We start from the raw sequence: 18,979 nt of genomic DNA, 5'->3' as shown, positions 1-18,979 counted from the left end.
TTAGTCTTTCGAGGGCTCACGGGCCAGGCGCTCGATTTCCTCGCGGAACTCGTTGAGGTCCTGGAATCGGCGGTAGACCGAAGCGAAACGGATATAGGCGACTTCGTCGAGCTTCTGCAGCTCCAGCATCACCAGTTCGCCGAGCACGCGGGACTTCACCTCGCGCTCGCCGGTGGCGCGCAGCTTGTGCTTGATGTGGGCGATGGCCTCTTCGAGGCGCTCGATGCTCACCGGGCGCTTCTCCAGCGCGCGCTGCATGCCGGCGCGGAGCTTTTCCTCGTCGAAGGGCTGGCGGCTGCCGTCCTGCTTGATCAGCCGAGGCATGACCAGTTCGGCGGTCTCGAAGGTGGTGAAGCGTTCCTCGCACGCCAGGCATTCACGGCGGCGGCGGACCTGATCGCCTTCGGCGACCAGTCGCGAATCGATCACCTTGGTGTCATGGGCGCCACAGAAGGGACAGTGCATGGTGGGCGACAACTGCGGAAAAAGAAGGCCACATGGTAGCGCATCTCCCCCGCAAGACAAGCCGCGGGCTTTGCGTTATAAGGCCGCCCAGAGCCCTCCGCAACAAAGGCCAGGAGTCATCGATGCGTGCCCTTTCCGTCCTTTCCCTCGCCGCCCTGCTGGTCGCCTGCTCCAGCGAGCCGCCCGTCGCGCCCACGTCAGCCTCCAAGCCGGCCGCGCCTCGCCAGCAGGCCGAAGAACCCACGCCCGCCCACCTGCGCGAGCTCAGGGGCCAATTGCTCGGCGCCCCGGCCGGCAGCGAAGTGGAAATGGCCCTGCTGGTGATCGACGACCGTGACCGCCCACAGCAGTTGCTGGCCAGCCTGCGCCTCTCCGGCACCGGCCAGGCCCTGCCCTTCAAGCTGACCTTCAACCCCGAGGTGTTCCCCCAGGGCCGGCGCGTCGAGCTGCGCGCCCGGGTCAGCCAGTCCGGCCAGTTGGTGCAGCGCCTGGCACCGCGGCGCATCCTCCAGGCCGAAAGCCAGGCCTTCGGCCCGTTGCAGCTGGAGCGCGCACCGTGACGCCCCCCGAAGGCCTGCAGCGCGCCCTCGGCGACCTGCTCGGCGACGCCCGCCTCAGTGCCGAGAAGCTGCCGGGCACCGACCTGCGCCTGTGGCTGATCGACGGCGCCAACATGGACCGTGCCTTCAACCCCGAGGAAACCCGGCGCATCCTCGAAGAGCCGCCCTACTGGTGCTTCTGCTGGGCCAGCGGCCTGGCCCTGGCGCGCTGGTTCGCCGAGCGCCCCGACTGGGTGGCCGGCAAGCGCGTGCTGGACTTCGGCGCGGGCTCCGGCGTCGCCGCCATCGCCGCGGCCAAGGCCGGCGCGGCGGAAGTGGTGGCCTGCGACCTCGACCCGCTGGCCCTGGAGTCCTGCCGCGCCAACGCGGCCCTCAATGGCGTGGAGCTGGGCTACTCCGAGGACTTCTTCGCCGAAGCGGACCGCTTCGACCTGATCGTGGTCGCCGACGTGCTCTACGACCGCGCCAACCTGCCCCTGCTCGACCACTTCCTCAGCCGTGGCCGCGAAGCCCTGGTGGCCGATTCCCGCGTCCGCGACTTCGCCCACCCGCACTACAACCGCCTGGCCATGCTCGAAGCCTGCACCTGGCCGGACCTGGCCGAGCCCGAGGAATTCCGCCACGTGAGCCTGTATCACGCAGTGAGATAACGACGAGCCCCGGTAGGCGGCTGCAGGCGGCAGCCGTATCATTCGCCCATCCCTTGCGCACTCGAGAACCCCGATGAGCGACACGCCCTATATCTTCGATACCACCGCCGCCGACTTCGACCAGGCGGTGATCCAGAACTCCTTCCACAAGCCGGTCCTGGTGGACTTCTGGGCCGAGTGGTGTGCGCCCTGCAAGGCGCTGATGCCGCTGCTGGCACAGATCGCCGAGTCGTACCGGGGCGAGCTGCTGCTGGCCAAGGTCAACTGCGACATCGAGCAGGACATCGTCATGCGCTTCGGCATCCGCAGCCTGCCCACGGTGGTGCTGTTCAAGGACGGCCAGCCGGTGGATGGCTTCGCCGGCGCGCAGCCGGAATCGCAGATCCGCGCCATGCTCGAACCCCATGTGCAGCAACCCGCACCGGCCGCTGCCGATCCGCTGGAAACCGCCCAGGCGCTGTTCACCGAAGGCCGTATCGGCGATGCCGAAGCCCTGCTCAAGCAGGTACTGACCGAAGACAATAGCAACGCCGCCGCGCTGATCCTCTACGCGCGCTGCCTGGCCGAGCGCGGTGAGCTGGGCGAAGCCCAGGCGGTACTGGATGCGGTGAAGAGCGACGAGCACAAGCAGGCCCTGGCCGGCGCCCGCGCCCAGCTGACCTTCCTGCGCCAGGCCGCCGACCTGCCGGAAGCCGCCGACCTGAAATCGCGCCTGGCACAGAACGCCGATGACGACGAGGCCAGCTACCAGCTGAGCATCCAGCAACTGGCCCGCCAGCAGTACGAGCCGGCGCTGGACGGCCTGCTCAAGCTGTTCGTGCGCAACCGCAGCTACGCCGAAGGCATCGCCCATAAGACCCTGCTGCAGGTGTTCGACCTGCTGGGCAACGACCACCCGCTGGTCACCACCTACCGCCGCAAGCTGTACCAGGCGATCTACTGATCGCTCGACCCACGTAGGTTGGGCTGAGGTACGAAGCTCAACGCAGCGGAGCCCACATCCATCACGTTGGGCCTCGCTGCGCTCGGCGCCAACCTACGGCGCTTATCCCTTCCAGATATAGACGGGCGCGTCGCCGCCCATCTCCAGCTGCACCTGCTCGCTGTGGCGCAGCCGCACCAGCAGGCGTTTGCCCGCAGCGGCGCCACCGGCCAGGGCTTCCAGCTCCACCAGCAGGCGCGGCCCCTCGATGCGCCCGGCGCCCTGCAACAGGCCCAGCGCGGCATCCCACAGGGCATCGTTGCGCTTCGGCGCGGCAGGCGTGGCGACAGGGGCAGGAGCCGACGGCGCCTCGACGCTGACCTGCAATTGCCCGCCCAGGCGCTGCCAGTCCTCCTCGTCCATCTCCACCGTCAGGTCGACCGGCCAATCGCCGATCCGTCCACGAATTCGCAGCATGTCCAGTTCCCCGGGTTTGAATCGGGCAATGCTCCCACGCCCCTCCACGAGGCGCCAAGCAGCACTGGCATGGCCAACGCAAAGTTGTTATAACGTAACACCTCATTTCAGCCCCCACCCCGGAGTGCCCCATGCGCCGCCTGCTGCTCGCCCTGCCCTTCGCCCTTCTGCCCCTGGCCGCCGCCCAGGCCCACGAACACGAGCACGAGGAGCACGGCAGCCTCGGAGCCCATGAGCACGGCGTGGCGCGGATGAACGTCGCCCTGGACGGCAACAGCCTGGAGCTGGAGCTGGAAAGCCCGGCCATGAACCTGGTGGGCTTCGAGCACGCCGCCAACAACGACGCCGACAAGGCCAAGGTCGCCGCCGCCCGCGCGCAGTTGGAAAAGCCCCTGGACCTGTTCGCCATCCCCCTGGTTGCCGGTTGCAAGGTGGCTGGCCAGGAGCTGGAAAGCCCGCTGTTCGGCAATACCCCGGAACACGAGCATGAACACGAAGACGCCGACCACGACGAAGCGGAAGGCCACGAGCACCACCACGAGCACAGCGAGATCCACGCCCACTACCAGCTGGAATGCGCCAAGCCCGAAAACCTCAAGACCCTGGACCTCAAGGCGCTGTTCACGCGCTTCCCCGCCACCCAGAAAATTCAGGTACAACTGATCGGCCCGCAGGGCCAGCAAGGCGCCGAACTGACCCCTGCCAGCCCTTCCCTGAGCTTCTGAACCCGATGAACCGGCCGGGGCAACCCGGCCGGCACCCCATGAGCCAGACACTGATCGAAATCACCGACCTGGGCTTCGCCTGGCCGGGCCACGCCGAGTTGCTCGACATCCCCGCCTTCGCCCTGCAAAGCGGGGAGACCCTCTTCCTCAAAGGCCCCAGCGGCAGCGGCAAGACCACCCTGCTGGGCCTGCTGGGCGGCGTGCAGACCCCCGGCCGTGGCAGCGTCAACCTGCTGGGCCGCGACCTGGGCAAGATGGCCTCCGGCGCCCGCGACCGCTTCCGCGTCGACCACACCGGCTACATCTTCCAGCAGTTCAACCTGCTGCCCTTCCTGTCCGTGCGCGAGAACGTCGAGCTGCCCTGCCACTTCTCGCGCCTGCGGGCCCAGCGCGCCCAGCAGCGCCACGGCAGCGTGGCCCAGGCCGCCGCCACCCTGCTCGGCCACCTGGGCCTGGCCGCCAGCCTGCTGGAGCGCCGCGCCGATGCCCTGTCCATCGGCCAGCAGCAGCGCGTCGCCGCCGCCCGCGCACTGATCGGCCAGCCGGAACTGGTGATCGCCGACGAACCCACCTCGGCCCTGGATGCCGACGCCCGGGAAAGCTTCCTCCAGCTGCTCTTCGGCGAATGCCGCGAGGCCGGGGCCAGCCTGCTGTTCGTCAGCCATGACCAGAGCCTGGCAGCGCTCTTCGATCGCAGCCTGTCGCTGCTGGAACTGAACCGCGCTGCGCGCCCGCAGGAGGCCTGAGATGTATCTGTTCCGCCTGGCCCTGGCGAGCCTCGCCAACCGCCGCTTCACCGCCCTGCTCACGGTCTTCGCCATCGCCCTTTCCGTCTGCCTGCTGCTGGCGGTCGAGCGGGTGCGCACCGAGGCCCGTGCCAGCTTCGCCAGCACCATCAGCGGCACCGACCTGATCGTCGGCGCTCGCTCCGGTTCGGTGAACCTGCTGCTGTATTCGGTATTCCGCATCGGCAACGCCACCAACAACATCCGCTGGGACAGCTTCGAAACCCTCGCCCACAACCCCAAGGTGAAGTGGGCCATCCCCATCTCCCTGGGTGACTCCCACAAGGGCTACCGGGTGATGGGCACCAGCGAAGCCTATTTCGAACACTACCGCTACGGCCGCGCCCAGCCGCTGAAGCTGGCCGAAGGCAAACCCTTCGCCGACATGTTCGACGTGGTACTCGGCGCCGAAGTGGCCGAAGCCCTGAAATACAAGCTGGGCGACAAGGTGGTGCTGTCCCACGGCGTCAGCACCGTCAGCCTGGTACAGCACGACGACAAACCCTTCACCGTGGTCGGCGTCCTCGAACGCACCGGCACGCCGGTGGACCGCACCCTGCACATCTCCCTGGCGGGGATGGAGGCGCTGCACGTCGACTGGCAGAACGGCGTGCCCGCCCGCGGAGCCGGCAAGGTCAGCGCCGAGCAGGCCCGCGCCCTGGACCTGCAACCCAAGGCCATCACCGCCTTCCTGCTTGGCCTCAACAGCAAGATCGCCACCTTCGCCGTGCAACGGGAGATCAACGAGTTCCGGGGCGAGCCGCTGCTGGCGATCCTCCCCGGCGTCGCCCTGCAGGAGCTCTGGAGCCTGATGGGCACCGCCGAGAAGGCGCTCTTCGTGGTCTCGCTGTTCGTGGTGCTCACCGGGCTGATCGGCATGCTCACCGCCATCCTCACCAGCCTCAACGAGCGCCGCCGCGAGATGGCCATCCTGCGTTCGGTGGGCGCGCGGCCCTGGCATATCGCCAGCCTGCTGGTGCTGGAAGCCTTCGCCCTGGCCCTGGCCGGTGCAGTGCTCGGCCTGGTGGTGCTTTACCTCGGTATCGCCCTCGCCCAAGGCTACGTGCAGGCCAACTACGGCCTCTACCTGCCGCTGGCATTGCCAAGCCGCTATGAGTGGACGCTGCTGGGCGGTATCCTGGCCGCCGCCCTGCTGATGGGCGCCGTGCCGGCTTGGCGCGCCTATCGGCAATCCCTGGCCGACGGCCTGTCCATTCGCCTGTGAGCCCACGATGAAACGCGCCCTGCTGGCCCTTCCGGCCCTGATCCTGCTGACCGCCACCGGCCTCTGGGCCGGTGAGGTCCGTGAACTGACCTGGTCCGAGCTGATCCCCGCCGACGCTCCGCCGCCACCGCCCCCCGCGCCCATCCACGACCTCTCGCAACTGGCCGACTCCCTGGCCGCCGAGGCGGGCCCGGCAGCCACCCAGCAGTCGCCGACCGCTCCGGTGGTGCCGACGCTGGATGGCCTGGAAGTGAAGCTGCCCGGCTATATCGTGCCGCTGGACGTGACCGAAGAAGGCCGGGTGACCGACTTCCTACTGGTCCCCTACTTCGGTGCCTGCATCCACGTGCCGCCACCGCCGTCGAACCAGATCGTCCACGTCACCAGCGAACTCGGCGTGCTGATGGACGCGCTCTACCAGCCGTTCTGGATCGAAGGGCCGTTGCAGGTGAAATCCAGCACCAGCGAACTGGCCGAGGCCGGCTACCAGATGGAAGCCAGCAAGATCTACCCCTACGAGATCCCCGAGAGCTGATAAGCAAGCCTGCTAACGAACTCACCACGGCATTGAGCTAGATCAAGGTGCCGTGGTTCGCGCTCCCCGAAACTGAGCCCAGCCAACACAAGCTCATGACCTCGGAGCCAATAAATGAAAACGCCGTTCCTAGCCGCCTCCCTTCTCGCCCTCGCTGTGGCCGCCCCTCTGGCCCAGGCTCACCAGGCGGGTGACATCCTCGTTCGTGCCGGTGCCATCACCGTCAACCCGACAGCCGACAGCTCCAGCGTCCAAGTGGACCGCGGTGCCCTGGCCGGTCTCGACCTGGGTGGCAAGGCCACCATGGACAGCGACACCCAGCTGGGCCTGAACTTCGCCTACATGCTGACCGACCACTTCGGCCTGGAACTGCTGGCTGCCACCCCCTTCGAGCACGAAGTGAAGCTCAAGGGCACCGGCCTGGACGCCGCCAACGGCAGCCTGGGCTCGCTGAAGCACCTGCCGCCGACCCTGAGCGTCGTGTACTACCCGCTGGAATCCCAGTCGGCCTTCCAGCCCTACGTGGGCGCCGGCATCAACTACACCTGGATCTATGACGAGCACGTGGGCAGCGGCGCAACCGCAGCCGGCTTCGACAACTTCCGCGTGAAGAACTCCTGGGGCCTGGCCTGGCAGGTCGGCGCCGACTACATGCTGACCGACAGCATCATGGTCAACGCCCAGGTGCGCTACATCGACATCGACACCACGGCCTATGTCGACAACACCGCCCTGAACGTACGCGCCAAGGTGGACGTGGATGTCGACCCGTGGGTCTACATGGTCGGCCTGGGCTACAAGTTCTAAGCCCAACCGCACTGAACAAAGGCGCCTTCGGGCGCCTTTTCGTTGGCATCACCGGCCCATCTGGTGGGATGAAAAAAGGCTTTTTGCGTTAAGTGTTGCTAGAGGATTTGAGCCCAGCTGATTGCTGAGTTTTGCTGGTACTTCTGGTTTCGCCCACCCGGGCGAGTCCCTTTTCCAATCGCTGGAACGCCAGCCCGGTGAAAAGAAACCAAAAAACTTGGCCCTCCATACGGGTCTGGCGGCTGCTCCAGCTTTCTTCGCCCAACGCATCACATCGATGTGCGCCCCAGCGCGCACGTAGTGGCGGCAGCTTTCGTAGGATGGCGTAGAGCGAAGCGAAACTCATGCGGTGGAGGGCGTCCGGAAGACACCGTGCTTGAGCCCTTGCTTTAAAACCACAACAGCTAACGCAGACAGAGCCAAAAAAGGCGCCTCGCGGGCGCCTTTTCCATTCGGCTCAGCGGCCCAGCAAGTGGGCCAGGCCGACCGCCAGGGGCGTCGGCTCGGGGAAGGCGAAGCGCTCCAGCAGGCGACCGTTGTCCGCCAGGGAGTGGCGGATGTCACCAGAGCGCGCTTCGGCGTAGCTGATGGCCGGCAGTTCGCCCACCACGCTGCCAATGGCGGCGAGCAGGTCCTTGAGGCTGGTGGAGCGCTGCAGGCCGACGTTCACCGGGCCGGCTTCAACGCTGGGGTTTTCCAGGGCCTGCACCAGCACCTGCACCAGGTCGCCGACATAGACGAAGTCACGGGTCTGCTCGCCGTCACCGAATATGGTGATCGGCGTGCCGGCCAGGGCGCGCTCGGTGAAGATGCTGATCACCCCGGAATAGGGCGAGGACGGGTCCTGGCGCGGGCCGAAGATGTTGAAGAAGCGGAACACCGCCGGCTCCAGGCCGTGCTGGCGACGGTAGAAATCCAGGTACTGCTCGCTGGCCAGCTTGTCCACCGCGTAGGGGGTCAGCGGCGCGGTCGGGGTGTTTTCGTCGATGGCCTGGCCTTCGCCGTTCTGGCCGTAGACCGAGGCGCTGGAGGCGAACACCACGCGCTTCACGCCGTGCTCGCGCATGGCTTCGCACACATTGAGCGTGCCGATGAAGTTGGCCTGATGGGTAGCCACCGGGTCGTCCACCGAAGCCGGCACCGAGGCCACGGCGGCCAGGTGCGCCACCGCCTTGCAGCCGGCCACGGCACGGCTTACCAGCGCAGCGTCGGCGACGTTGCCTTCGATGAGTTCGACGCGGGAATCGTGCAACGGCAGGTTGTCGCGCTTGCCGGCGGACAGGTCGTCGAGGATGCGCACGGAATGCCCGCGCGCCAGCAGCGCGTCCACCAGGTTGGAGCCGATGAAGCCGGCGCCGCCGGTAACGAGGATGGGGGAATCAGCCATGGCGGTAGTAACGATCCAGGAGAGCGGGCAACGCCGCGCGCCAGGCGCGGGGCTTGATGCCGAATGTATGGAGGATTTTCTTGCAGGCCAGCACCGCGTGCTGCGGCTCGTCCGCCGCATCGGGACGGGCAGCGTGGGCCTGGGGGGTGATTTCCTGCACCTTCAGCGTATGCAGGTTGCGGGCTTCGGCCAGCACCGCCTGGCCAAGCGCCAGGGTGGTGGTCGCCTCGTGGCCACCGTAGTGGTAGGTGCCCCAGAGCGGCGCCGCGCAGTCCAGCTGCTTGAGCACCGCAAGCATCACCCGCGCGGCATCATCCACCGGCGTGGGGTTGCCACGACGGTCGTCGGCCAGCATCAGCTCGTCGTCCCGCTCGGCCCGGGCGAGGAAGCGCCCGAGGATGCCTTCGTTGCTGTCATCCAGCAGCCAGCCGAAACGCAGCAGCACGTGCTTGGGGCACACCGCGCGCACGCTCTGCTCGATGCGCCACAGGGACTGCCCGCGCAGGCTGAGGGGGATGGTCTCGTCCTTCTCGTTGTAGGCGGTGGCCCGGGCGCCGTCGAAGACGCGGTAGCTGGAAGGCTGCAACAGGACGATGCCGTGGTGCTGGCAGAGCTCGGCCAGGCGTTCCACCGCGCGTTCCTGCGCGGCGAAGCGGCCCGCGCTGGCCTCTTCGGCCTGGAACCAGTCGAAGTAGTAGGCGAGGTTGATCACCGCATCGGGGCGGGTGTCATCGAGCAGCTGGGTCAGGCTGGCGGCATCCCAGCCCTGTTCGGGCGGGCGCGGGGCGAGGAACCCTACATCATCCTCGGCCCCCAGGCGGATAAGCGCCTGGCCAAGGGCATTGCCACCGCCCAGGAGCATCAAGCGCATACGCATAGACAGAAGGTCGCTTAAAGCCAGTGGGTGTTAACGATCAGCCGTCGTCCCGCGATAGCGCCCTCCCTGTGACCAGGAGGATCGCCGTGACGGGGACATCGGGCACGCAAGCCAGCGGCCGTTTCCGACCGGGAAAGACGCATTCTGCTTATTTCCCGGCGCTGCGTCACTAGTGGCGCGCCATGCGGCACGCCACTTCAGCTCTGCGGAGGCTCCGTTGGGCGGTAGAGGTGGGCGTGATCAGGGTGGTAGAGCGAGGAATCGGTGAAACCTTCGGCAGCCAGCACCCGCCCCACGAGGATCAGCGCGGTGCGACGGAAATCCTTCTGCGCCACCCGTGCCTCGATGTCCGCCAGGGTGCCGGTCACCCAGTCCTGGTCGGGCCAGCTGGCGCGGTGCACCACGGCCACGGGGCAATCGGCGCCATAGTGCGGCAGCAGTTCTTCGACGATGCGCGGCAGGTGGCTGACGCCCAGGTGGATGGCCAGGGTCGCGCGGTGCTGCGCCAGCTCCGCCAGGGATTCGCCCTCGGGCATCCGCGTGCGGGTGGCGAAGCGGGTGAGGATCAGCGTCTGGGAAATATCCGGCAGGGTCAGCTCGGTGCCGAGCAACGCGGCGCAGGCGGCGGTGGCGGTGACGCCGGGCACCACCTCATAGGGAATGCCCAGCGCGCGCAGGTGGCGGATCTGCTCGCCGATGGCGCCATAAAGCGAGGGGTCGCCGGAATGCACCCGGGCCACGTCCTGGCCACGCCCGTGGGCCTCGGCCAACAGGGCGACTATCGCCTCCAGGTGCAGCTCGGCGGTGTTCACCACCCGCTCGGCGCTATGCCCATCCAGCACCGCTTCCGGCACCAGGGAACCGGCGTAGAGGATCACCGGGCAACTGCGGATCAACCGCTGGCCCTTGACCGTGATGAGCTCCGGATCGCCGGGGCCGGCGCCGATGAAATAGACCGTCATGGGGTATCCACATCCTCAAGGGTGCAGGCCAGCGCACAGGTGGCGTTGGCACTGCGGCGTTTCTCCACCAGCAACCGCGCCGGGCGGCCGGCCAGGGCTTCGGCCTGTACCAGCGCGGCGGCTTCGGCGATGCCGGGGCTGCCGGTTTCCCGCAGGGCGATGGCCGACAGGCCGGACAGGCGCCCCTCGCAGGCCGCCAGCTGCGCCGCCGGCAACAGCGCCAGGGGCAAGCGAAGGGTCAGCGCCAGCGCCTGCAACCCCGGCTCATCGGCCTTGCTGTCGACACTGGCCAGGGCGCTGAGATCGCCGGGTACAAGTTCGTACTCGGCCAGGGCAGCGTCGAGCAGCGCGCGCAGCTCCTGCTCCGAGCAGCCGCGCCGGCAACCGAGGCCGGCCACCAGGGTCATCGCCCGGCCTCACAAAACAAAACCCCGCGAAGGGCTGGGCCCTGCGCGGGGTCGATCGGCAGCGAAGCCCGGCTCACGCCAGGTCTTGGCTCGCGGAGCGCTGGTACAGCCAGGCAGCGGCCCAACCCAGGGCGCCCCAGAACAGCGCGTTGGTCACCAGCGAGGCGGCGATGAACTCGTGCTCCAGCGCTTCCGGCGCCAGGCTCGCATGCACTTCAGGCTGCGGTGCGCCGACCACATGGGGGATCACCAGCAGCGCCAGGCCGACGATGCGCAGGACCCAGTTGCGGCCGAAGGCGATCAGCGCCAGGCCAGCGGCAGTGGAGGCGGCGGTGCCGATCCACCAGACCTGGCGCTGGGCCAGGTCGGCGGCTGCGGTACCCGGCAGCTCCGGCGGCAGGCCGAGGGACGGCGCCAGGGCGAAGGTGGCGAAACCGGCCAGGCCCCAGAGCAGGCCCTGCCAGGCGCGGGTCGGGCCGCGCAGGCTGAACAGCGCGGCCAGCAGCAGGGCGAAGCCGACGGCCACCACCAGGTTGGCGCCACCGGTGGACAGGGTGCGCTGCCAGCCGTCGGCGGGAGCCCAGGCTTCGGCGTCGTGTTCATGGGCGGGCGCGCCGGCGGCGTGCTCGTGGGCGTGTTCGGTCTGCTCGGCCGGTGCCGAGTTCTCGAAGGTTTCCGCATGGAGAATCAGCGGGGTGACCCACAGGCTTTGCAGCAGGGTCAGCACGATGGCGGCGAAGAGACCGGCGAACCCGGCGGTCTGGGCGATGCGCTTGGTCACGGTTGCGCCCTCAGTGGCAGGGGAAGGCGGAGCTGTGACGGGTATCGTGGGCAGCGTTGTGCACCGCCTCGATGTGCGAGAAGCCGGCGAAGTACACCAGCGACAGGCCCAGGAGGCTGGCACCGATGGCGATGGCCAGGCGTTTGGACAGGGGGACGGCGGCGGCCGAATGGCTCAGTGTGCTGCTGGACATGGTGCTTCCTCTGCGATGCGGGTGAGTCGGCAAGAGGAACGCGTGCGAAGAAAGCGGCCGCGCGGGGACCGCATTTCCGGCGTGCGCCCGCCCACCGCGGGTTGCCAAAAAAGTGATCAGGCCGGTCTCCGGGCTTGCGACGCCAGCCATGGCTGGTCGGGTTTGCCTTCCCATGTCCGCCGGACACAGTGGCTTACAGATCCCTACGTGCGCTTACCGTTGCGGGGGCAGCGTCGGACTCGCCCTGGGGCACACCGACTTCCCGTTTCACCTCGCGCGCGACGGCGCGAGACACCTGAAAAAACCGCACAAGAACATCACGAGTCCGACTGGCCGTCAACCGCCGCGATTGACCGCCGCCCCCGCCCTGCGTAGCCTTCGGCCCTTCGAGGTTCCGCGGCCGTGCGCCGCGGCTAAGAGGGAACACGGCCAAGCCGTGGCTGCCCCCGCAACTGTGAACAGCTGAGGTCCTATCCACAGCCACTGCCCATCGGGCGGGAAGGCGGAAGGACGGCGCATCGCGCCAGGCTGTGAGCCAGGAGACCTGCCTCGGCGAATTTCCATACAACCGGGCGGGGTGATCCGGTGGCGAATCGGGCCCTCCGTGCCCTCGTCCCGCGCGCCCGCCGATCCGATCGACTCCCAGCAAAGGGCTGCCGCGCATGAAAACCCTGGCCAAACTCCCCGTCACCATCGTCACCGGCTTCCTCGGTGCCGGTAAGACCACCCTGCTCCGCCACATGCTCGACAACGCCGAGGGCCGCCGCATCGCGGTGATCGTCAACGAGTTCGGCGAGCTGGGCATCGACGGCGAAATCCTCAAGCAATGCTCCATCGGCTGCAGCGAGGAAGAGGCCGTGGGCCGCGTCTTCGAGCTGGCCAACGGCTGCCTGTGCTGCACCGTGCAGGAAGAGTTCTTCCCGGTGATGCGCGAGCTGGTGGCACGCCGTGGCGACCTCGACCAAATCCTCATCGAGACCTCCGGCCTGGCCCTGCCCAAGCCCCTGGTGCAAGCCTTCCAGTGGCCGGAGATCCGCAGTGCCTGCACCGTGGACGCGGTGATCACCGTGGTCGACAGCCCAGCCGTGGCCGCCGGCACCTTCGCCGCCCACCCCGAGCAGGTGGACGAGCAGCGCAAGCAGGACCCGAACCTCGACCACGAGTCGCCCCTGCACGAACTCTTCGAAGACCAGTTGGCCAGCGCCGACCTGGTGATCCTCAACAAGGCCGACCTGCTCGATGCCGACGCCCTGGCCGCCGTGCGCGCCGAGGTGGCCGAGGAGCTACCGCCGGCGGTGAAGATCGTCGAAGCCAGCGCCGGCAAGCTGCCGCTCTCCGTGCTGCTGGGCCTGAACGCCGAGGCCGAGGCGCACATCGACAGCCGCGCCACCCACCACGACCACGAAGGGCACGAGGACCACGACCACGACGAGTTCGACTCCTTCCACGTCGACCTGCCGGAAGTGGAGGAAGCCGCCCTGCTGGCCGCCCTCGGCCAACTGGTGGAGCGCCACGACGTGCTGCGCATCAAGGGCTTCGCCGCCATCCCCGGCAAGCCCATGCGCCTGCTGGTACAGGGCGTCGGCAAGCGCTTCGACAAACACTTCGACCGCAAGTGGCTGGCCGACGAAACCCGCGCCACCCGCCTGGTGGTGATCGGCCAGGAGCTGGACCCGGCCACCATCGCCAACGAACTGCGCACCGCCCTGGCGTAACCGCCGAACCGGTTCCTCTCCCCCGGGAGAGGGCCGCTCCACCGAGCCAAGGCCCGAGCCATGCACTTGCTGCGCACCCAACCTGGCGGCTTCGTCCCCGACGACGGCATCGCCCACCTGGCCCAGACGCCCGCCGAGCTGGTGATCCTCTGCAGCGGTGATTCGCACCTGGCGCTGCTGGCCGAGGCCGCCCGCGAGCTGCCGGCGGACTACCCCAGCCTGCGCCTGGCCAACCCCATGCAGCTGCAGAACCACGCCTCGGTGGACCTTTACGTCGACGAGGTGCTGCAGCACGCCAAGGTCATCCTTATCTCCGTGCATGGCGGCGTCGGCTACTGGCGCTACGGCATCGAGCAACTGGTGGCCCTGGCCGAGCGCGGCACGCAGCTGATCCTGGTGCCCGGCGACGACCGCCCCGACCCGGAACTGGCCCGCCTGTGCAACGTCCCGGAAGAAGACGCCGAGCGCTGCTGGCAGTACCTGCGCCAAGGCGGCCTGGACAACGCCCGCCAGCTGTTCGCCAGCCTCGCCAGCCGCTGCCTGGGCCGCGACTACCCCTGGCAGGCACCCAGCGCCCTGCCCCGCGTTGCCGTGCATCACCCGCACCAGCGCCCCGCTCATCTCGACCACTGGCGCGCCGACTGGCGGGAGGGCCAGCCGGTGGCAGCCCTACTGTTCTATCGCACCCACCTGCAGGCGGCGAACACCGCCTTCATCGACGCCTTCTGCGAGCGCCTCGCCGCCGTCGGCATCAACCCGCTGCCCATCGCGGTGGCCAGCCTCAAGGAAGCCGAGTGCCTGGCCGTGGTCGAGGACTGGCTGGACGCCGTCGACGCCGAGCTGATCATCAACACCACCGGCTTCGCCCAATCCAACCCCGACTCACCCGGCCAGCGTCCCTTCCGCCGCGACGTGCCGGTGCTGCAGGCCATCTGCTCGCTGGACAACCAGCCGCTCTGGGAAGAGAACCCGCAAGGCCTCGGCCCGCGCGACCTGGCCATGCACATCGCCCTGCCGGAGCTGGACGGGCGCATCATCACCCGCCCCATCAGCTTCAAGGGTCTGGCCTGGCGCAGCGAGCGCAGCCAGAGCGACGTGGTGTGCTACCTGCCCCACCTCGAACGCATGGATTTCGTCGCCGAACTGGCGCGCCGCTGGCTGCTGCTGGGGCGCAAGGCCAACGCCGACAAGCGCGTGGCGCTGATCCTCGCCAACTACCCCACCCGCGACGGCCGCATTGGCAACGGCGTGGGCCTGGACACCCCGGCCGCCGCGCTGAACATCCTCCGCGCCCTGGAGGCCGAGGGTTACCCCCTGGCCGGCCTGCCGGAGAGCGGCACGGCACTTATCCACAGCCTGCTGGGCGGCGTCAGCAACGACCTCGACAGCCTCGACGCACGCCCCTGCGCCCAGAGCCTGGCGCTGGACGCCTACCTGGCCTGCTTCGCCCGCCTGCCCGAAGCCAACCAGCGGGCGGTGACGGAGCGCTGGGGCGAACCGCAGCAGGACCCGATGTTCCGCGCCGGGCGCATGATGATCGCCGGCCTGCGCTTCGGCCTGGCCTTCGTCGGCATCCAGCCGGCACGCGGCTACCAGCTGGACCCGGCGGCCATCTACCACGACGCCGCACTGGTGCCACCCCACGGCTACCTGGCCTTCTACTTCTGGCTGCGCGAGGTGTTCGGCGCCGACGCGCTGGTGCACGTCGGCAAGCACGGCAACCTGGAATGGCTTCCGGGCAAGGGCGTCGGCCTCTCCGCAGAGTGCTGGCCGGACGCGGTGATGGGCCCGCTGCCGAACATCTACCCCTTCATCGTCAACGACCCCGGCGAAGGCGCCCAAGCCAAGCGCCGCGCCCAGGCGGTGATCATCGACCACCTGATGCCGCCGCTGACCCGCGCCGAGAACTACGGCCCGCTGCGCGACCTGGAACGCCTGGCCGACGAGTACTACGACGCCTCGCTGCTGGACCCGCGCCGCGCCGTGCAACTGCGCAACGAGATCCTCGAGCTGGTGAAAGCCACCGCGCTGGACCGCGAGCTGGAGCTGAGCATCAGCGACGACCCGGAAAGCTGGCTGCCGCAGCTGGACGCCTACCTCTGCGACCTCAAGGAGTCGCAGATCCGCGACGGCCTCCACGTGTTCGGCGAATCCCCCGTCGGCGGCCTGCGCGACGACACCCTGCTGTCCCTGGTGCGCATCCCCCGGGGGGACGGCAAGGGCGCCAACGCCAGCCTGCTGCGTGCGCTCGCCACCGACCTGCAACTGGGCCGCGACCCGCTGGACTGCAACTGGGCCGAGCCCTGGGAAGGCCCGCGCCCGGCGCTGCTGGAGCGGGTCAGCATCGATCCCTGGCGCAGCAATGGCGACACCCGCGAGCGCCTGGAGCTGCTGGCCCTGGAGATGATCCGGGCGACTGATCATCCGTCGGTGGGCCCCGCCAGCGACCTGGTTATCCACAGCCTGCGCCAGGTCGTCGCCCCGACCCTGGACGCCTGCGGCCCCGCCGAAATCGGCGGCGTGCTGGCCGCCCTGGAAGGCCGCTTCGTGCTGCCCGGCCCCAGCGGCGCCCCCAGTCGCGGGCGCCTCGACACCCTGCCCACCGGGCGCAACTTCTTCACCCTGGACGTGCGCAACCTGCCCACGCCCACCGCCTGGCGCCTGGGCTTCCAGTCCGCCAGCCTGCTGCTGGAACGCCACCTGCAGGACGAGGGCGACCACCTGCGCCAGCTCGGCCTTTCCGTCTGGGGCACCGCCACCATGCGCACCGGCGGCGACGACATCGCCCAGGCCCTGGCGCTGATGGGCGTGCGCCCGGTGTGGCAGGCCGGCAGCCAGCGCGTGGAAGACTTCGAGATCCTGCCGCTGTCGCTGCTCGACCGCCCCCGGGTGGACGTGACGCTGCGGGTATCGGGCTTCTTCCGCGATGCCTTCGCCAACCTCATCCGCCTGTTCGATGCCGCCGTGCAGGCCGTAGCCGAACTGGACGAGCCCGAGGACATGAACCCCCTGGCCGCGCGGGTGAAACTGGAAAGCGCCCGCCTCGCCGCCGAGGGGCTGGCCGTGGACGACGCGCGGCTGCAGGCCGGGTGGCGCATCTTCGGCGCCCAGCCCGGTGCCTATGGCGCCGGCGTACAGGACGCCATCGAGGAGCGCCAATGGCAGGACCGCGCCGAACTGGCCGAGGTGTATTTGAACTGGGGCGGCTACGCCTACGGCGCCCAGGATGCCGGCACGCCCGCACGGGCGCGCTTCGCCCAGCGCCTGGAGCGGCTGCAGGCGGTGCTGCAGAACCAGGACAACCGCGAGCACGACATCCTCGACTCCAACGACTACTACCAGTTCCAGGGCGGCATGCTCGCCGCCGCCGAGACCCTGCGCGGCGAGAAAGTGGCCAGCTACCACGGTGACCACAGCCAGCCGGACCTGCCGCGCATCCGCTCGCTGAAGGAAGAACTCGGCCGCGTGGTGCGCTCGCGCGCCGCCAACCCCAAGTGGATCGCCGGCATGAAGCGCCACGGCTACAAGGGCGCCTTCGAACTGGCCGCGACCGTGGACTACCTGTTCGCCTTCGACGCCACCAGCGAGCTGATCGACGACCACCAGTACCAGCTGCTGGCCGACGCCTACCTGATGGACGCCGACACCCGCGACTTCATCCAGCAGCACAACCCCGACGCTCTGCGCGACATCGCCGAGCGCCTGGTGGAAGCCCAGCAACGCGGCCTCTGGGAACACCCCGGCGACTACCGCGAGGCCATCGAGAACCTGCTGCTGGATATCGAGGAGCAGTAGCCCCCGGCGCTCCCCCTCACCACAAACCCGGCGCCCTTGTAGGAGCGAGCTCTGCTCGCGCCCCCCCCCCGGCACGGGGTCCCACCGGCACACGCGGGTTTCGCCCGCCCTACGCTCGAACCGGCGGGGCAACGCCCCGCCCACCGATGATTACCCGCGCAACCGCGCCGCCGCCTCCCGCAGGATGCGCTCGGTGCCGTCCCAGCCCAGGCAGCCATCGGTGATGGACACGCCGTAGCTCAGGTCGCAGGACAGCGACTGCGCGCCGTCGAACAGGTGGCTCTCGATCATCACCCCGCGCAGGGCGTCCTGGCCGGCCAGGCGCTGGTCGATCACGTCCGCCAGCACCGCCGGCTGACGCAGCGGGTCCTTGCCGCTGTTGGCATGGCTGCAGTCGACCATGATGCGCGGTGCGATACCGAGCTTCTCCAGCCCCGCCCGTGCGACCGCGACGCTGGCTGCGTCATGGTTCGGGCCCTGGTGGCCGCCGCGCAGTACCAGGTGCGTATCGGCGTTGCCGGCGGTCTGCACCAGCGCCGGGCGGCCCTGGTCGTCGATGCCGAAGTGCTGGTGTGCGTGGGCCGCCGAGCGCATGGCGTCAGTGGCGATGCCGAGGCTGCCGTCGGTGCCGTTCTTGAAGCCCACCGGCAGGTCGAGGCCGCTGACCATCTCGCGATGCACCTGGGATTCGCTGGTGCGCGCACCGATGGCGGCCCAGCCCAGCAGGTCATCGAAGTAGCCGGCGGCCAGGGGTTGCAGCAATTCCGTGGCCACCGGCAGCCCCAGCTCGATCATCTGCAGCATCAGCCGGCGGCTGAGCGCCAGGCCGGCCGCCATATCGCCACTGCCATCCAGGTGCGGGTCGTACACCAGCCCCTTCCAGCCCACCGTGGTGCGCGGCTTCTCGACGTAGGCGCGCATCACCAGCAGCAACTGGTCGCTCACCTCCGGCGCCAGCGCGGCGAGGCGGCGGGCGTAGTCGAGGGCGGATTCGGGATCGTGGATGGAACAGGGGCCGACCACCACCAGCAGGCGCGGGTCGTCGCCATCCAGCACCGCGCGCACGGCATCGCGCTGGGCACGGACCTGGCGGGCCAGGGCATCGTGCAGCGGCAGGCGCTGGCGCAACTCGGCGGGGGTGGGCAGCGGTTGGGTGCTGCGCGAGGGGGACGCCAGGCTTTCCAGCGGCAGGGCGTGGAGGGGCTGGGCGGCGATGGGCGATACGGAAACGGAATTCATGACGGGCATCCTCGGCCGGCGCGGTTCGGTCCGCGCGCGGCGCTCTAACTGGGTGTTCGATTCAGGGGTGTGAGTGCGGCGGCGAAGCGGCTAAATCGCCAGTCGGAGTTGCGGTAATAGGTGGCGTAGGTGCGGTAGCTGATCATGGTGCGATCCTCGGATTACGTGCGTTTGGCCTTGTGGGCCCTGGAAAAACAAAAACCCCCGGGCGGGTTGCCGACCGGGGGTTTTGTGGAGCTTTGGTTGGCGACCCTGCTGGAGTGGGCCGCCTGATCAGGTATCAGGCCAGCCCGTGGCTAAACCAATACCCATAGAAATAGCTGACCGCAGCAGCCACGCGCGCACGTGCCGGGCGTTGGGCCTGGCAAGCGGTGAGCGGAGTGGAAGCGAGGTGCGGCATGACGATCTCCAAAGCGAATGCTGGCCAAATTACTGCATCGCCGGCCGCCGTTCAATCACTGATTTCTATCGG

General features: G+C 68.8%; 19 protein-coding genes and 2 riboswitches. Of the genes, 10 read left to right on the top strand and 9 right to left on the bottom strand.

Features of this window, described 5'->3' with window-relative positions:
• Positions 1 to 465 (bottom strand): transcriptional regulator NrdR, encoded by a 465-nt coding sequence (nrdR, locus tag ACXI0U_RS27560; protein ID WP_031287756.1) that lies wholly within the window; start codon positions 463 to 465, stop codon positions 1 to 3.
• 122 nt (positions 466 to 587) lie between these two features.
• On the opposite strand from nrdR, the gene ACXI0U_RS27555 reads away from it, so the two are divergent.
• From ACXI0U_RS27555 to trxA, 3 genes are all read left to right on the top strand, one after another.
• Positions 588 to 1,025 (top strand): YbaY family lipoprotein, encoded by a 438-nt coding sequence (locus tag ACXI0U_RS27555; protein ID WP_479551079.1) that lies wholly within the window; start codon positions 588 to 590, stop codon positions 1,023 to 1,025.
• Positions 1,022 to 1,675 (top strand): class I SAM-dependent methyltransferase, encoded by a 654-nt coding sequence (locus tag ACXI0U_RS27550; RefSeq protein WP_350447673.1) that lies wholly within the window; start codon positions 1,022 to 1,024, stop codon positions 1,673 to 1,675. Before ACXI0U_RS27555 ends, ACXI0U_RS27550 begins: the two co-directional genes overlap by 4 nt.
• A 73-nt stretch (positions 1,676 to 1,748) precedes the next feature.
• Complete coding sequence (gene trxA, locus ACXI0U_RS27545) at positions 1,749 to 2,618, top strand: thioredoxin (protein WP_479551078.1); 870 nt, start codon at positions 1,749 to 1,751, stop codon at positions 2,616 to 2,618.
• A gap of 102 nt (positions 2,619 to 2,720) precedes the next feature.
• Here trxA and ACXI0U_RS27540 read toward each other — a convergent pair whose 3' ends face one another.
• Positions 2,721 to 3,074, bottom strand: coding sequence for a hypothetical protein (locus tag ACXI0U_RS27540; RefSeq protein ID WP_021219647.1), 354 nt, complete (start codon positions 3,072 to 3,074; stop codon positions 2,721 to 2,723).
• Positions 3,075 to 3,205: 131 nt separating this feature from the next.
• Between ACXI0U_RS27540 and ACXI0U_RS27535 the strand changes: the two genes are divergently transcribed.
• The 5 genes from ACXI0U_RS27535 (at position 3,206) to ACXI0U_RS27515 (ending at position 7,151) form a co-directional block, all read left to right on the top strand.
• Complete coding sequence (locus ACXI0U_RS27535) at positions 3,206 to 3,799, top strand: DUF2796 domain-containing protein (protein WP_479551077.1); 594 nt, start codon at positions 3,206 to 3,208, stop codon at positions 3,797 to 3,799.
• A gap of 38 nt (positions 3,800 to 3,837) precedes the next feature.
• Positions 3,838 to 4,545, top strand: a complete 708-nt coding sequence (locus ACXI0U_RS27530; protein WP_479551076.1) for an ABC transporter ATP-binding protein — start codon at positions 3,838 to 3,840, stop codon at positions 4,543 to 4,545.
• 1 nt (position 4,546) lies between these two features.
• Positions 4,547 to 5,809, top strand: coding sequence for an ABC transporter permease (locus ACXI0U_RS27525; RefSeq protein WP_021219644.1), 1,263 nt, complete (start codon positions 4,547 to 4,549; stop codon positions 5,807 to 5,809).
• Between the two features lie 7 nt (positions 5,810 to 5,816).
• Positions 5,817 to 6,344, top strand: coding sequence for a DUF3299 domain-containing protein (locus ACXI0U_RS27520; protein WP_021219643.1), 528 nt, complete (start codon positions 5,817 to 5,819; stop codon positions 6,342 to 6,344).
• Between the two features lie 114 nt (positions 6,345 to 6,458).
• Positions 6,459 to 7,151 (top strand): OmpW/AlkL family protein, encoded by a 693-nt coding sequence (locus ACXI0U_RS27515; RefSeq protein ID WP_423728470.1) that lies wholly within the window; start codon positions 6,459 to 6,461, stop codon positions 7,149 to 7,151.
• 457 nt (positions 7,152 to 7,608) lie between these two features.
• On the opposite strand, the gene ACXI0U_RS27510 is transcribed toward ACXI0U_RS27515, so the two are convergent.
• The 6 genes from ACXI0U_RS27510 to ACXI0U_RS27485 all read right to left on the bottom strand — a co-directional run bounded on the left by ACXI0U_RS27510 (position 7,609) and on the right by ACXI0U_RS27485 (position 11,758).
• A complete protein-coding gene (locus ACXI0U_RS27510; RefSeq protein ID WP_479551075.1) occupies positions 7,609 to 8,538 on the bottom strand; it encodes an NAD-dependent epimerase/dehydratase family protein in 930 nt (309 codons plus the stop codon).
• A complete protein-coding gene (locus ACXI0U_RS27505; protein ID WP_021219640.1) occupies positions 8,531 to 9,415 on the bottom strand; it encodes a sugar nucleotide-binding protein in 885 nt (294 codons plus the stop codon). Before ACXI0U_RS27505 ends, ACXI0U_RS27510 begins: the two co-directional genes overlap by 8 nt.
• 197 nt (positions 9,416 to 9,612) lie before the next feature.
• Positions 9,613 to 10,377: a precorrin-4 C(11)-methyltransferase gene (gene cobM, locus ACXI0U_RS27500; RefSeq protein ID WP_271659861.1), complete on the bottom strand. Its 765-nt coding sequence runs from the start codon at positions 10,375 to 10,377 to the stop codon at positions 9,613 to 9,615.
• Positions 10,374 to 10,784, bottom strand: coding sequence for a cobalamin biosynthesis protein (locus ACXI0U_RS27495; RefSeq protein ID WP_350447670.1), 411 nt, complete (start codon positions 10,782 to 10,784; stop codon positions 10,374 to 10,376). Before ACXI0U_RS27495 ends, cobM begins: the two co-directional genes overlap by 4 nt.
• Positions 10,785 to 10,857: 73 nt before the next feature.
• Positions 10,858 to 11,565, bottom strand: coding sequence for a CbtA family protein (locus tag ACXI0U_RS27490; protein WP_479551074.1), 708 nt, complete (start codon positions 11,563 to 11,565; stop codon positions 10,858 to 10,860).
• Between the two features lie 10 nt (positions 11,566 to 11,575).
• Positions 11,576 to 11,758 (bottom strand): CbtB domain-containing protein, encoded by a 183-nt coding sequence (locus ACXI0U_RS27485; protein ID WP_021219636.1) that lies wholly within the window; start codon positions 11,756 to 11,758, stop codon positions 11,576 to 11,578.
• A 102-nt stretch (positions 11,759 to 11,860) separates the two neighbouring features.
• Positions 11,861 to 12,072, bottom strand: a riboswitch (cobalamin riboswitch).
• Between the two features lie 58 nt (positions 12,073 to 12,130).
• Positions 12,131 to 12,324: riboswitch (cobalamin riboswitch) on the top strand.
• Positions 12,325 to 12,420: 96 nt separating this feature from the next.
• Between ACXI0U_RS27485 and cobW the strand changes: the two genes are divergently transcribed.
• Both cobW and cobN read left to right on the top strand, forming a co-directional pair.
• A complete protein-coding gene (gene cobW, locus ACXI0U_RS27480) occupies positions 12,421 to 13,473 on the top strand; it encodes a cobalamin biosynthesis protein CobW (RefSeq protein WP_350447669.1) in 1,053 nt (350 codons plus the stop codon).
• 60 nt (positions 13,474 to 13,533) lie between these two features.
• Complete coding sequence (gene cobN, locus ACXI0U_RS27475) at positions 13,534 to 17,268, top strand: cobaltochelatase subunit CobN (RefSeq protein ID WP_479551073.1); 3,735 nt, start codon at positions 13,534 to 13,536, stop codon at positions 17,266 to 17,268.
• Between the two features lie 150 nt (positions 17,269 to 17,418).
• Here the strand turns inward: cobN and ACXI0U_RS27470 are convergent, their stop codons facing one another.
• Positions 17,419 to 18,507 carry a 3-deoxy-7-phosphoheptulonate synthase gene (locus ACXI0U_RS27470; RefSeq protein ID WP_479551072.1) on the bottom strand — a complete coding sequence of 363 codons (1,089 nt, stop codon included), beginning with the start codon at positions 18,505 to 18,507 and terminating at the stop codon, positions 17,419 to 17,421.
• Between the last annotated feature and the right edge of the window lie 472 nt (positions 18,508 to 18,979).

The sequence above is a fragment of the Pseudomonas sp. C9D1 genome (genome assembly GCF_056491235.1).
Note: the sequence above shows the minus strand (reverse complement) of the source record. Positions and strands in the feature narration are given on the sequence as shown.

What these genes read in the sequence shown, in the direction of transcription:
- ACXI0U_RS27520 (WP_021219643.1), top strand. Translation starts at nt 5,817, where the DNA reads ATGAAACGCGCCCTGCTGGCCCTTCCGGCCCTGATCCTGCTGACCGCC.
- cobM (WP_271659861.1), bottom strand. Translation starts at nt 10,377, where the DNA reads ATGACGGTCTATTTCATCGGCGCCGGCCCCGGCGATCCGGAGCTCATC.
- ACXI0U_RS27535 (WP_479551077.1), top strand. Translation starts at nt 3,206, where the DNA reads ATGCGCCGCCTGCTGCTCGCCCTGCCCTTCGCCCTTCTGCCCCTGGCC.
- ACXI0U_RS27540 (WP_021219647.1), bottom strand. Translation starts at nt 3,074, where the DNA reads ATGCTGCGAATTCGTGGACGGATCGGCGATTGGCCGGTCGACCTGACG.
- ACXI0U_RS27530 (WP_479551076.1), top strand. Translation starts at nt 3,838, where the DNA reads ATGAGCCAGACACTGATCGAAATCACCGACCTGGGCTTCGCCTGGCCG.
- trxA (WP_479551078.1), top strand. Translation starts at nt 1,749, where the DNA reads ATGAGCGACACGCCCTATATCTTCGATACCACCGCCGCCGACTTCGAC.
- ACXI0U_RS27515 (WP_423728470.1), top strand. Translation starts at nt 6,459, where the DNA reads ATGAAAACGCCGTTCCTAGCCGCCTCCCTTCTCGCCCTCGCTGTGGCC.
- ACXI0U_RS27555 (WP_479551079.1), top strand. Translation starts at nt 588, where the DNA reads ATGCGTGCCCTTTCCGTCCTTTCCCTCGCCGCCCTGCTGGTCGCCTGC.
- cobN (WP_479551073.1), top strand. Translation starts at nt 13,534, where the DNA reads ATGCACTTGCTGCGCACCCAACCTGGCGGCTTCGTCCCCGACGACGGC.
- ACXI0U_RS27505 (WP_021219640.1), bottom strand. Translation starts at nt 9,415, where the DNA reads ATGCGTATGCGCTTGATGCTCCTGGGCGGTGGCAATGCCCTTGGCCAG.
- ACXI0U_RS27525 (WP_021219644.1), top strand. Translation starts at nt 4,547, where the DNA reads ATGTATCTGTTCCGCCTGGCCCTGGCGAGCCTCGCCAACCGCCGCTTC.
- cobW (WP_350447669.1), top strand. Translation starts at nt 12,421, where the DNA reads ATGAAAACCCTGGCCAAACTCCCCGTCACCATCGTCACCGGCTTCCTC.
- nrdR (WP_031287756.1), bottom strand. Translation starts at nt 465, where the DNA reads ATGCACTGTCCCTTCTGTGGCGCCCATGACACCAAGGTGATCGATTCG.
- ACXI0U_RS27510 (WP_479551075.1), bottom strand. Translation starts at nt 8,538, where the DNA reads ATGGCTGATTCCCCCATCCTCGTTACCGGCGGCGCCGGCTTCATCGGC.
- ACXI0U_RS27495 (WP_350447670.1), bottom strand. Translation starts at nt 10,784, where the DNA reads ATGACCCTGGTGGCCGGCCTCGGTTGCCGGCGCGGCTGCTCGGAGCAG.
- ACXI0U_RS27470 (WP_479551072.1), bottom strand. Translation starts at nt 18,507, where the DNA reads ATGAATTCCGTTTCCGTATCGCCCATCGCCGCCCAGCCCCTCCACGCC.
- ACXI0U_RS27485 (WP_021219636.1), bottom strand. Translation starts at nt 11,758, where the DNA reads ATGTCCAGCAGCACACTGAGCCATTCGGCCGCCGCCGTCCCCCTGTCC.